This window comes from Microbacterium canaveralium (assembly GCF_047238045.1).
Taxonomy (GTDB): Bacteria; Actinomycetota; Actinomycetes; order Actinomycetales; family Microbacteriaceae; genus Microbacterium.
On sequence record NZ_JBDFMA010000003.1, the window covers coordinates 2,444,515 to 2,456,324 of the forward strand.

10 protein-coding genes and 1 other RNA gene are annotated in these 11,810 nt (G+C 71.3%); 5 read left to right on the forward strand and 6 right to left on the reverse strand.

Annotation, left to right across the window (positions count from 1 at the left end; genetic code table 11):
- Position 1: 1 nt before the first annotated feature.
- From ABC271_RS12640 to ABC271_RS12650, 3 genes are read right to left on the reverse strand one after another with little or no spacing between them, the layout of a single operon-like run.
- The gene (locus tag ABC271_RS12640; protein ID WP_412925196.1) at positions 2 to 1,234 is read right to left on the reverse strand and encodes an acetate/propionate family kinase; all 1,233 of its coding nucleotides are present in this window, start codon (positions 1,232 to 1,234) and stop codon (positions 2 to 4) included.
- Entirely contained in the window at positions 1,231 to 3,366 is a 2,136-nt protein-coding gene (gene pta, locus ABC271_RS12645) for a phosphate acetyltransferase (RefSeq protein WP_412925197.1), read from the reverse strand. Before pta ends, ABC271_RS12640 begins: the two co-directional genes overlap by 4 nt.
- Positions 3,367 to 3,425: 59 nt before the next feature.
- Entirely contained in the window at positions 3,426 to 4,190 is a 765-nt protein-coding gene (locus ABC271_RS12650) for a DeoR/GlpR family DNA-binding transcription regulator (RefSeq protein WP_412926162.1), read from the reverse strand.
- 43 nt (positions 4,191 to 4,233) lie between these two features.
- On the opposite strand from ABC271_RS12650, the gene ABC271_RS12655 reads away from it, so the two are divergent.
- Positions 4,234 to 4,599, forward strand: coding sequence for a DUF4406 domain-containing protein (locus tag ABC271_RS12655; protein ID WP_412925198.1), 366 nt, complete (start codon positions 4,234 to 4,236; stop codon positions 4,597 to 4,599).
- A complete protein-coding gene (locus ABC271_RS12660; RefSeq protein ID WP_412925199.1) occupies positions 4,596 to 5,264 on the forward strand; it encodes an NUDIX domain-containing protein in 669 nt (222 codons plus the stop codon). The genes ABC271_RS12655 and ABC271_RS12660 overlap by 4 nt, the downstream gene beginning before the upstream one ends.
- A 28-nt stretch (positions 5,265 to 5,292) precedes the next feature.
- On the opposite strand, the gene ffs is transcribed toward ABC271_RS12660, so the two are convergent.
- From ffs to ABC271_RS12675, 3 genes are all read right to left on the reverse strand, one after another.
- Positions 5,293 to 5,389, reverse strand: an RNA gene (ffs, locus tag ABC271_RS12665) — signal recognition particle sRNA small type.
- A gap of 26 nt (positions 5,390 to 5,415) precedes the next feature.
- The gene (locus ABC271_RS12670) at positions 5,416 to 6,105 is read right to left on the reverse strand and encodes a helix-turn-helix domain-containing protein (RefSeq protein WP_412925200.1); all 690 of its coding nucleotides are present in this window, start codon (positions 6,103 to 6,105) and stop codon (positions 5,416 to 5,418) included.
- Positions 6,098 to 7,585, reverse strand: coding sequence for an APC family permease (locus tag ABC271_RS12675; protein WP_412925201.1), 1,488 nt, complete (start codon positions 7,583 to 7,585; stop codon positions 6,098 to 6,100). The genes ABC271_RS12670 and ABC271_RS12675 overlap by 8 nt, the downstream gene beginning before the upstream one ends.
- Before the next feature lie 201 nt (positions 7,586 to 7,786).
- Here ABC271_RS12675 and ABC271_RS12680 point away from each other — a divergent pair, with 201 nt between their 5' ends.
- The 3 genes from ABC271_RS12680 to ABC271_RS12690 are packed head-to-tail and all read left to right on the forward strand — an operon-like array spanning position 7,787 to position 11,799.
- A complete protein-coding gene (locus tag ABC271_RS12680; protein ID WP_412925202.1) occupies positions 7,787 to 9,262 on the forward strand; it encodes an APC family permease in 1,476 nt (491 codons plus the stop codon).
- A 38-nt stretch (positions 9,263 to 9,300) separates the two neighbouring features.
- Positions 9,301 to 11,301 (forward strand): primary-amine oxidase, encoded by a 2,001-nt coding sequence (locus tag ABC271_RS12685; RefSeq protein ID WP_412925203.1) that lies wholly within the window; start codon positions 9,301 to 9,303, stop codon positions 11,299 to 11,301.
- A gap of 3 nt (positions 11,302 to 11,304) precedes the next feature.
- Complete coding sequence (locus ABC271_RS12690; RefSeq protein WP_412925204.1) at positions 11,305 to 11,799, forward strand: hypothetical protein; 495 nt, start codon at positions 11,305 to 11,307, stop codon at positions 11,797 to 11,799.
- Positions 11,800 to 11,810 lie beyond the last annotated feature (11 nt).

Sequence of the window (11,810 nt, forward strand, 5' to 3'; positions counted from 1 at the left end):
GTCAGGAGGCGACCGACAGCGTCTGGCGGGCGATCTCGAGCTCTTCGTTGGTCGGGACGACGAGGACCTCGACGCGCGACGCATCGGTGGAGATCCGACGGATGCCACGCTCCCGTGCCGCGTTGCGCTCCGGGTCGAGCTCGACGCCCGCGAAACCGAGGGTGGCCACCGCTTCGGCGCGCACGCGGGCGGCGTTCTCACCGACGCCGGCGGTGAAGGAGATGACGTCGACACCGCCGAGCTGTGCGAGGTAGGCGCCCGCATACGCGCGGAGCCGGTGGACGTAGACGTCGAACGCGAGCTGCGCGTCGGGGTCGCCGGCGTCGCATCGCGCCGTGAGGTCGCGCATGTCGGAGACGCCCGCGAGACCGACCAGGCCCGAGCGCTTGTTCAGCAGCGCGTCGAGATCGGCGATCGAGAGATCGGCGCGCCGCGCGAGCTGGAGCAGCACGGCGGGGTCGAGGTCTCCGGACCGCGTGCCCATCACGAGGCCTTCGAGCGGGGTCAGGCCCATCGACGTCTCGACCGACCGCCCGCCCTCGATCGCCGTGACGGACGCGCCGTTGCCGAGGTGGAACACGATCTGACGCAGGTCGGCGAGCGGGCGTCCGAGGAACGCGGCCGCGGACTCGCTGACGAACTTGTGGCTCGTGCCGTGGAAGCCGTATCGGCGGATGCGATGCGCTTCGGCGAGCTCGCGGTCGATGGCGTACGTGTACGCCGCCGGCGCGAGCGACTGGTGGAACGCGGTGTCGAAGACCGCGACGTGCGGGATGCCCGGGAACGCCTTCTTCGCCGCCACGATCCCGGCCAGGTTCGCGGGGTTGTGGAGCGGGGCGAGGACGGAGAGCTCGTCGATGTTGATCTCGACGAGGGGCGTCACGAGGGTCGGCTCGAAGAAGCGTGCGCCGCCGTGCACCACGCGGTGTCCGACGGCCACCGGCGGCCGCTCCTCGAGGGAGGGGCCGTGCACTGCGAACGCCTCGAGCATGACGGCGAACCCGGCGGTGTGGTCGGGGATCTCGCGCTCGATGGTGGTCGTGGCATCCATGACCGTGGGTGCGGGACCGTCGGCGGAGGCCAACGCGGCGGCCGCGACGGTGTGCGTCGCGACGCCGATCCCGTCGCCGATGCGCTCGACCAGCCCCGAGGCGAGGACGCGCTCGTGCTCCATGTCGAGCAGCTGGTACTTGAACGACGACGACCCGCTGTTGACGACGAGCACGACGCTCACGAGTTGCTCCCCTGGGCCTGGATCGCGGTGATCGCGATCGTGTTGACGATGTCGTCGACGAGAGCGCCGCGCGACAGGTCGTTGATGGGCTTGTTGAGGCCCTGCAGGACCGGGCCGATCGCGACCGCTCCGGCCGATCGCTGCACGGCCTTGTACGTGTTGTTGCCGGTGTTCAGATCAGGGAAGACGAACACCGTCGCGCGCCCCGCGACCTCCGACCCGGGCATCTTGGCCTTCGCCACCGCGGCGTCGGCCGCCGCGTCGTACTGGATCGGTCCTTCGACGAGCAGTTCGGGGGCGCGCTCGCGCACGAGGGCGGTCGCGGCCCGCACCTTCTCGACGTCGGCGCCCGTGCCCGATTCGCCGGTCGAGTACGACAGCATCGCCACGCGCGGCTCGATACCGAACTGCTCGGCGGTCGCGGCGGACGAGATCGCGATGTCGGCGAGCTGCTCGCTCGTGGGGTCGGGGATCACCGCGCAGTCGCCGTAGACGAGCACGCGATCGGCGAGGGCCATGAGGAACACGCTGGAGACGACCGAGACGCCCGGCGCGGTCTTGATGATCTCGAACGCCGGACGGATCGTGTGGGCGGTGGTGTGCGCCGCGCCCGAGACCATGCCGTCGGCGAGCCCGAGGTGCACCATCAGGGTGCCGAAGTACGACACGTCGGTCACCGTGTCGGCGGCCTGCGCATAGGTCACGCCCTTGTGCGCACGAAGGCGCGCGTACTCGGTCGCGAACTTGTCGACATGCACGGCGTCGAAGGGGCTCAGCACCTCGGCGTCGCGGATGTCGATGCCCAGTTCGATCGCGCGCCCGCGGACCTCGAGCGGCTCGCCCAGGATCGTGAGGTCGGCGATGCCGCGCGCGAGAACGGTCGCCGCCGCCCGCAGGACGCGGTCGTCGCTGCCCTCCGGCAGCACGATGCGGCGGCGGTCGCTGCGGGCTCGGTCGACGAGCCCGTATTCGAACATCAACGGGGTCACGACGCTCGGACGCGCGACGCCGAGTTCGCGCGTGAGCAGCTCGGTGTCGACGTGGCGTTCGAACATCGCCAGGGCGGTGTCGTACCGCCGCTGCGAGTCGGCCGCGAGGCGCCCGCGGGTGTTCATGATCCGGACGGCGGTGTCGTACGTGCCGAGGTCGGTCGCGATGATCGGCAGCGACGACCCCAGTCCGTCGATGAGGCGCACGATGGGGTCGGGGAGCTCGAACCCGCCGTTGAGCACGACGCCCGCGAGGGACGGGAAGGTGCCCGAGGCGTTGGCCAGGAGCGTCGCCAGCAGGACCTCGGTGCGGTCACCGGGGATGACGATGACCGCGGACTCCATGAGGCGCGGCAGGACATTGACCATCGACATGCCTGCGACGACGACGCCCAGGACCTCGCGCGTGAGGAGTTCGGGGTCGCCCTTGATGAGCTCGCCCTCGACCGAGCGCAGGACTCCCCGCATCGACGGGGCGATGAGGAAACGGTCCTCGGGGAGCGCCCACACCGGGACGGTGCGACGGGGCGAGGATCCTGCGGCGTCGACGACCGGGCGCACGGAGCCGATGATCTCGTCGAGCTGCGCGGGCTCGGCACGATTGACGACCACGGCGAACACCTCGGCGCGCTCGTGCAGCAGCTCGGGCATCGCCAGGGCGGCGATCTGCCCCACCTCCTGCGGCGTGCGCGCGACGGAGAGCCCGAGCGTCTCTCCCTGCCCCTGCTGCGCGCGGCCGCCGAGCACGAGGAGGACGGGTGCCCCGAGGTTGGCCGCGATCCGGGCGTTGTACGCCAGTTCGGTCGGGCTGCCGACGTCGGTGTAGTCGCTGCCGATCACCACGACCGCGTCGCACTGCGCCTCGACGGCCTTGTAGCGCTCGACGATGCGCCCGAGAGCCGCGTCGGCGTCGTCGCGGACGTCGTCGTAGGTGACGCCGACGCACTCGTCGTACTCGAGGTCGACGCCGTCGTGATCGAGCAGCATCTCGAGGACGTAGTCGCGCTCGGCGGTGGAGCGCGAGATCGGTCGGAACACGCCGACGCGCGGGGTCACGCGACTGAGGGCGTCCAAGACGCCCAGAGCCACCGTGGATTTCCCCGAGTGCCCCTCGGCCGACGTGATGTAGATGCTCTGCGTCACGGCATCCACCCTAGGCGGGGCGAGCGACATCCCGTCGGGGTTGCCTCGGCGTCGAGCGATCAGGATGAGGGTGGGACCGGGAGGAGTCGAGCGCCCGCCCCGCGCAGGTCGGCGGCGCGAGGATCCGCGGGATCGATGTCGGCCACCACCCCCGCAACACCGTCGAGGGGCAGGATCCCGAAGCGCGACGCCGCACCCACCTTCTCCTCGCTCGCGAGGACGTACGTCTCGGCCGCCCGAGCCGCGAGCGCACGCTTCATCGCCGCCTCGTCCGCATCCCCCGTGGTCAGGCCCGCCTCGGGGTGCACGCCGGTCACGCCGAGGAAGAAGACGTCGGCACTCACCCGCTGAGCCGCTTCGACGGCGGCGGCGCCGCACGCCACCGCGGAGTGCTTGAACACTTCTCCCCCGATGAGGAAGACCCGGGCCTCGTGGTGCAAGAGCGCGGCGGCGATGGTCGGCGCGTGCGTGATCACCGTGCCGGCGAAGGTACGAGGCAGTGCGTCGACCAGGGCGAGGGTCGTCGTGCCGCCGTCGAGGAGCACCGTCATGCCGGGCGCGATCAGCTGGACGGCCGCCGCGGCGACGGCACGCTTGCTCTCGAGCGCCACCGAGCCGCGGGTCTCGTAATCGGCGACCGCCGGCGAGGCGGGGAGCGCTCCCCCGTACACACGGACGGCGAGGCCCGCGGCATCCAGCTCCCGAAGATCACGCCGGATGCTGTCCTCGGACAGGTCGAGCTCGGCCGCGACGTCTTTCACGACGAGGCGACCGTCGCGGCGGAGCCTCTCCAGCAGAACGTCCTTGCGCGCGGCAGCCAGCATCACGGTTCACATTCTTGCACGTTTCTGCACTATCGTTCCGACTATGAGCCGCCCGCTTCTGATTCTCATCGCCGGACCGTACGCCTCGGGGACAGACGGCGACCCCGACCGCATGGCCGCGAACCTGCGCCGCCTGGAGGCCGCGGCCTGGCCGATCTTCCGGGCCGGGCATGTCCCGATGATCGGCGAATGGGTGGCGTTGCCGGTGCTCGCGAGCGCGGGGGCGTCGGGGCCGAACGATCCGCTGGCGACCGACGTCCTGTATCCGACCGCCGAGCGACTCCTGCACCACTGCGACGCCGTCCTGCGCCTCCCCGGCGCGTCGCGCGGCGCGGACCGTGACGTCGAGATCGCGCGAGAGCGCGGCATCCCGGTCTACAGCTCGCTCGAGGAGATTCCGGCCGCATGAGCGCCGACCTGCCCGGAACCACCGTCCCCGACCACCGCGGACGCACCGGTCTGCACCTCACCGGCCGCGACCTGGATCGCAATCCCCGCGTCGAGGTCGTCGACGTCGAACTGCTCGCGGCCGGCTGGCACGTCCTGCGCGCGACGACCTTCCGCTACCGCGGCGACGACGGCGAGTGGACGACGCAGAAGCGCGAAACGTACGACCGCGGCAACGGTGCGACGGTCCTGCTCTACGACCTCGCTCGGCGCACCGTGCTGCTCACTCGACAGTTCCGCTACCCCGTCTACGTCAACGACCACCCGGACGGCATGCTCATCGAGACCGCCGCCGGACTCCTGGACGACGACGACCCCGTGACCGCGATCCGCCGCGAGGCCGAGGAGGAGACGGGCGTGCGGGTCGTCGATGTCGAGCCGGTGTTCGAGGTCTACATGAGTCCCGGGTCGGTCACGGAGCGCCTCCACTTCTTCGCCGCCGCGTACGACGGCGCGAGCCGCGAGGGCGATCGCGGTGGTCTCGTGGACGAGGGCGAGGAGATCGAGATCCTCGAGTACGACATCGACGACGCCCTGCGGATGATGCGCGACGGCGAGATCCAGGATGCCAAGACGATCATGCTGCTGCAGTGGGCGGTGATCGACGGGCCGTTCGCGAGGCGCTGAGGCGCGGCATCCGGAGTCGCCCGGGCAGAAAAAAGACCCTCCGCGCACCCGGTAGAGCCTGGTTACCCTTGCTACGTTTCCGTCCTGGGGGAGTTGGCCTGGATGCCGCCACGCGGAGAGCCGGGAACAGTCTACCCGACGTCCCGAAGCCTCACACCACGAGCGGCGCGAGGGCGTGCACGGTGGGTTCGAGGGCGCGGATCACCGCGGCCGGCTCGTCCACGCGGTGCCGTGCACCCGAGAAGCCGAGCGCACCGACCGTGGCACCGGTGTCATCGCGGATCGGAAGAGCGAGGCATCCGGTCGTCGTGGCGATCTCTCCGCTCTGCCGCGTGACTCCGAAGCGCTGGTAGTCGTCCTCGACGGCCGGGTCGACGCTCGCGCCGCTGGTCAGGAGCAGCAGACGCCCCAACGCGTAGCGGGCCGGTTCGCGGGCCATCCGGGCCTCGTCCGACAGCGGGAAGTCGGGGTCGGAGTCGAGGACGACGAGACGCCCGTCGAGGAAGAGCACCACGTGCACGCCCCCGCGCACCGTCCGCCGCGCCTCGGCGAGCACCGCCCGCGCCGCCGACGGGAGCCGCGCGGGTGCCGCCACCACCCCGGTCAGCTGCGAGACGCGCGCGCCCAGCGCGAAGCCGGTGAGGTCGGGCGTGCGGACGAGGTACTCGTCCTCGACGAGGAGATTCAGCAGACGGTAGGTCGTCGCCCGCGGCAACCCCAGTTCGGTCGAGATCCGTTGCGCGCTCACCCCCGCCCCGAGGTGCGCGACGGCCTCGAGCACGGCAAGGGCCGAGCGCACCGCACCCGGCTGCCGTGCCGCGAGCCCCGCCCGATCACTCACGCGCGGACCGCCCGGGAGGCGCGACTCCTCCGAGCACCTGGGCGGCGACCGGCTCGTCGTACGCCCCGAGCGTGAGGGAGCGTCGGCGACGGCCGGCCACGGTCACGAAGACGACCGCGAGGAGCACCGCGACGCCGACACTCACGAGCGCGATCGGATCGGAGCCGGCGATGAGGAACGTCACGAGCGCGGCGCCGAGGACGAGCGCCGAGACGACGGCGATCACTGCCGGCCACAGCGTGAACTCGCCGATGCGGCGGAGGAAGACGGGGGCGGCCACGCACACCAGGACGTACGCGGCGATGTATCCCGTCGCCCCGACCGAGAGCGTCACCTGCATCGCCTCGCGGGGATCGACGCCCAGGATCGCGAGGACGAGCGGCACGCCCGCCACGATCGGCAGTGCGGCGAGGATCGCGGCGATCGGCGTGCGCAGGCGCGGGTGGGTGCGCCCGAGTCGCGCGGGCAGCACGCCGTCGCGACTCATGGCGAAGAGCACCCGCACCAGGGCCGTCATCGACCCGATCGCGCACGCGAGGAACGAGGCGGCGATGCCGACGTCGGCGACCGTTCCCCACGGCCCCAGTCCGTACGCGACCGCGAGGTCGTTGACGGGCGAGGCGCTCGCGGCGAGGTCCTGGCCCAGCGCGTGGAAGCCCGAGACCTGCGTGATGGCGGCGAGCACGTACACCGCGCCCGTGATGACGACGGTTCCCGTGATCGCACGGGGGACGTTGCGCAGCGGCGCGACCGACTCGACGCCCAGAGTCGCCGACGTCTCGAAACCGACGAACGCCGTGAGGGCGATCACGGCCCCTGCGGCGAGCGCGACGGGATCGATGGGGCCGGGCGCGAGCGCCGCGACGACGTCGACGGGTCCGATGAAGATGAGGAGCGCTCCGAGAAGGACGACGATGAGGGCCACCGAGACCGCCTCGACGAGGAGCGCGACGCGGGCCGACAACCGGATGCCGGCCATCAACACCGCGGCCACGACCACGGACTCCAGGAGCACGGCGATCGTCACGGTCGACCCGCGGTCGAGTCCCGGCCACCACCCCCCGAGCAGGTACGCGAGGTAGTACGCGCTGCCCAGCAGCGAGAACATCGCGATCGCGGCGTAGCCCACGACCACGGCGGCGCCGGCGGCGAGCCCCGCGCGCGGACCGAGCCCGCGCGCGGTGTAGGTGTACAACGCCCCGGCGGCCGCGAAGCGGCGGGCGAACTCCGACACCGTGCGGGCGACACCGAAGCTCAGCACCGCCGCGGCGACGATCGCGGCGACCGTGGCGCCCGGGGCGACGCCGCTCACCAGCAGCACGACGGTCGTCGCCGCCGCGGCCGGGGCGACGGCGGCCACCGACTGCGCGGCGAGGTCGACGATGCCGATCGAGCGGCGTTCCAGGCCGTGCAAGGGCGAACGTTCGCCGAAGCCGGCGACGGGCGTGGGCCGGGCGATGGCGCGGGCAAGTGCGGTCATGGTGCTCCCCGTGGACTCGGTGAGACCGTACGCCGCGGCCGTTGCACCCCCGCGACACCGATGTTTCGCGCTCGTGTCCCCTACTGAGACGCGGGCGCGGGCGGTGTCCCACTCGGCATGCGGGCACTTTCACACCGGCTACATCGAGCGGCAACGGCGCGGGAGGAACCTCGGATCCACACCCGATGCGAAAGGTTCGACATGACCCAGCTGGAATCGAAGGGGGCCGCGGCAGCGACCCCGCGCACGCTCAGCGGCTCGCTGGGCGTCACCGCGATCGTCTTCATGGTGGTCGCCGCCGCCTCGCCGCTCACCGTCGTCGGCGGCGCGGCGCCCCTCGGCATCCTGATCGGCAACGGCGTGGGCTACCCGGCGCTGTACATCGTCAGCGCGGTCATCCTGCTCCTGTTCGCCGTGGGCCTGGCGGCGATGGCCCGGCACGTGCCCCGCCCGGGTGCCTTCTTCACCTACATCGGCTACGGCCTCGGCCGGCCGGCCGGGCTCGCGGCGGCCTGGACGGCGATGTTCACCTACACGACGATCCAGGTCGCGGTGTACGGCTACATCGGCTACCTGCTGAGCATCACCGCGGTGTCGCTCGGTGGACCGTCGCTGCCGTGGTGGCTGTACGCGCTCGGCACCGTCGCGCTCGTCGGCGTCCTCGGGTACCGCCACATCGACCTCTCGAGCAAGGTGCTCGGCATCCTGCTCGTCGCCGAGGTCGCGGTGGTGCTGGTCCTCGTGGCCGCGGTCGTTCTCCAGGGCGGACCGCAGGGCCTCAGCCTCGCGCCGTTCGAGCCGTCGAACGTCGTCAGCGGTTCCCCCGGCGTCGGCCTCATGTTCGCGATCGCCGCGTTCATCGGCTTCGAGGCCACGGCGATCTTCCGCGACGAGGCGCGCGACCCCGACCGCACGATCCCCCGCGCGACCTACACCGCCGTCATCGGCATCGGGATCTTCTACACCCTGTCGGCGTGGGGCCTCGTCATGGCGTGGGGACCCGACGGCATCCTCGCGGCCGCCGCGGAGGACCCCGGCACGCTGATGCTCCGCACGGTCGCGATCTACCTCGGCAGCGTCGGTGAAGTGATCGTGAACGTGCTGCTGCTGACGTCGATGTTCGCGTGCGTGCTGTCGTTCCACAACGTCCTCACCCGCTACCAGCACGCGATGTCCGGCGCAGGCGTGCTGCCCGACCGCCTGTCCGGCGTGCACGCCCGCCACCTCTCACCGCACCTGTCCTCGCTCGCGCAGACCGCGACCGCGGGCTTGCTCCTGGCGGTGTTCGCGCTGCTCGGCCTGGACCCGCTGCTGCAGGTGTTCACGTGGTTCTCCGGTGTCGCGACGGTCGCGATCGCGGGACTCATGGCCGCCACCTCGATCGCCGTGATCGTCTACTTCGCCCGCAACCGCGCCGACCAGCGGATGTGGAACACCGTCGTCGCGCCCGCCCTCGGGTTCGTCGGTCTCGCGCTGTCCGCCGGCGTGATCGTGGCCTACTTCCCGGTCATGGTCGGCGACGTCGACGCCGACGGCGCGCCCGTCTTCGGCGCCCTGACGTGGTCGCTCCTGGCTCTCGTGGTGATCGTCCCGGTCTTCGGGTGGCTCCAGGCGGGCTGGATCCGCCGGCGCCGCGCCGCCGCCTACGCCAAGCTCACCGACGCCATCGCCGGCTGACCCTCCTCTCCCCCGCCCGCTCCACCCAGGAAGACACCATGACCCTCACCGACCCCGCTGTTTCCGCCTACACCGCGCCGGAGGCCCCCGCCCACCCGCTCGGCTCGCTCACCCCCGCGGAGATCACCGCCGTGCGCACCATCGTCGCCGGGCTCGACGGCATCGACGAAGCGACCCGCTTCGCCTACGTCGGTCTGGAGGAGGCCTCCAAGGGCGAGGTGCTGGCGTGGGAACGCGGGGAGACCGCCGCCCCCGAACGTCGCGCTCGCGTGCAGCTGCTGAACCTCCGCACGGCGCACTCCCTCGACCTCGTCGTGTCGCTCGCCACCGGGGCGGTGCTACGGCAGACCGAGCTCGACGGGTCCGACGGCCAACTGCCCATCCTGGATGCCGAGTTCGAGGAGGTCGGCGTGATCGCGAACGAGAGCGCGGAGTGGGTCGCCGCGCTCGCCACGCGCGGCCTCACCACCGACGACGTCGTGCTCGTGCCGCTCTCGGCGGGCCACTACGGCTACGAGAACGAGGTCGGCCGCCGCGTGCTGCGCACGTTCGCGTTCCGTCAGGACCACCCCGCCGACCACCCGTGGGCGCACCCCGTCGACGGCCTCACCGCGTACATCGACGTCGCCGCCCGCGCGGTCATCGAGATCGTCGACACCCCCGGGTTCGCGGTGCCCGAGACACACGGCAACTTCGACGACCCCGAGCTGCAGGGTCCTCCGCTGGAGGGCCTCAAGCCCATCGTCATCACCCAGCCGGAGGGGTCGAGCTTCACCGTCGACGACGAGCACGTCACGTGGGGCGAGTGGGATCTGCGCATCGGCTTCGACACCCGCGAGGGCCTGATCCTCCGTCAGCTGTCGTTCGCCGGACGCCCCGTGATGTACCGCGGGTCCATCAGCGAGATGGTCGTGCCCTACGCCGATCCCGCGCCCAACCGCTTCTGGCAGAACTACTTCGACACCGGCGAGTACCTGTTCGGTCGGTACACGAACGAGCTCGAACTGGGATGCGACTGCGTGGGCGACATCACCTACGTGGATGCCGTGCTGTCGGACGAGAACGGGATGCCGCGGACCATTCGCAACGCGGTGTGCATGCACGAGGAGGACTTCGGCTCCCTGTGGAAGCACACGGACATCTTCACCGGCTCCAGCGAGGTGCGTCGGGCCCGCCGCCTCGTGATCTCGTTCTTCACCACGGTCGGCAACTACGACTACGGCTTCTACTGGTACCTCTACCTCGACGGCACGATCGAGTGCGAGGCCAAGCTCACCGGCATCCTGTTCACCTCCGCGTATCCGGGCGAGGGCTACCCCTTCGCCTCGGAGGTGGCGCCGGGGCTGGGCGCGCCGTACCACCAGCATCTGTTCTCGGCGCGGCTGGACATGACCGTCGACGGCGTCGCGAACGTCGTCAACGAGATCGACGCGGTACGCCTGCCGATCTCGGCCACCAACCCCGCGGGCAACGCCTTCACCAAGAAAGTGACGCCGATCGCGTCGGAGAAGGTCTCGGGCCGCGTGGCGGATGGCGCCGTGAACCGCGTGTGGCAGATCGCCTCCACCGAGAAGACCACCGAGCGCGGGCAGGCGACCTCGTACGTGCTGTTCCCGACCGAGACGCCGGTGCTGCTGGCCGACGAGGCGTCGTCGATCGCCGCGCGCGCGGCCTTCGCGACGAAGAACCTCTTCGTCACCAAGTACGACCCGGCCGAACGCTACGCCGCGGGCGACTTCGTCAACCAGCACCCGGGCGGGGCCGGCATCCCGGACTTCATCTCCGGCGACGAACCGCTCGTGGGCGAGGACGTCGTGCTCTGGCACACGTTCGGCCTCACGCACTTCCCGCGCAACGAGGACTGGCCGGTGATGCCCATGGACTACGCCAAGTTCACGCTCAAGCCGTACAACTTCTTCGAGCGGAACCCCGTGCTCAACGTCCCGGCTCCGGAGAACGCCCACTGCACACCGACCGGCACGGGTCACGCTCACGATGCGCACGGTCACCACGGTCACGACGGCGGCCACCACCACTGACCGATGAGCGAGACCCTTCACCTATGGGCGGTCGCCCCGGCCGCGATCGGAACGTGCTGCCTGGCCGCCGATCGCGCGCGGGTGCGGCCGCCCGAGGTCGTGGCATCCGTCCTGATGCTCCTGGCCATGCTCGACGCGGGACTTCTCGGACTCGTCGCGCCGGTCTATTGGGCAACCGTTCTGCTCCTCGCCGCCCTGGCGCTGGCGGCATGGCGGCGTCCGCGGCAGCGGCGCACGCCCCGCGTGCCCACGACGATGACGCTGCACACGGCGCTCGGCCTGGTCATGATGGCGGCGCTGCAGGTGGCGATGGGGACGCATCCGCAGACGTCCGCCCATACGCACGGCGTCGCCCTCGGACCTCTGCTTCTGGCGGCGGTGATCGGTTACGGCCTCGCGTCGGTGCTGATGCTGCGCCGCATGCCCGCACGTCTGGACCGTGCGCAGATCGGCGCGATGGCGGCATCCATCGTCCTGATGTCGATCGCGGGGCTCTGACCCCCGCCGTC

Excerpts from the sequence above, each read along its gene's own strand:
- ABC271_RS12655 (WP_412925198.1), top strand. The coding sequence starts at position 4,234 with ATGAGCCGCCCGCTTCTGATTCTCATCGCCGGACCGTACGCCTCGGGG.
- ABC271_RS12690 (WP_412925204.1), top strand. The coding sequence starts at position 11,305 with ATGAGCGAGACCCTTCACCTATGGGCGGTCGCCCCGGCCGCGATCGGA.
- ABC271_RS12680 (WP_412925202.1), top strand. The coding sequence starts at position 7,787 with ATGACCCAGCTGGAATCGAAGGGGGCCGCGGCAGCGACCCCGCGCACG.
- ABC271_RS12685 (WP_412925203.1), top strand. The coding sequence starts at position 9,301 with ATGACCCTCACCGACCCCGCTGTTTCCGCCTACACCGCGCCGGAGGCC.
- ABC271_RS12660 (WP_412925199.1), top strand. The coding sequence starts at position 4,596 with ATGAGCGCCGACCTGCCCGGAACCACCGTCCCCGACCACCGCGGACGC.
- ABC271_RS12650 (WP_412926162.1), bottom strand. The coding sequence starts at position 4,190 with ATGCTGGCTGCCGCGCGCAAGGACGTTCTGCTGGAGAGGCTCCGCCGC.
- ABC271_RS12675 (WP_412925201.1), bottom strand. The coding sequence starts at position 7,585 with ATGACCGCACTTGCCCGCGCCATCGCCCGGCCCACGCCCGTCGCCGGC.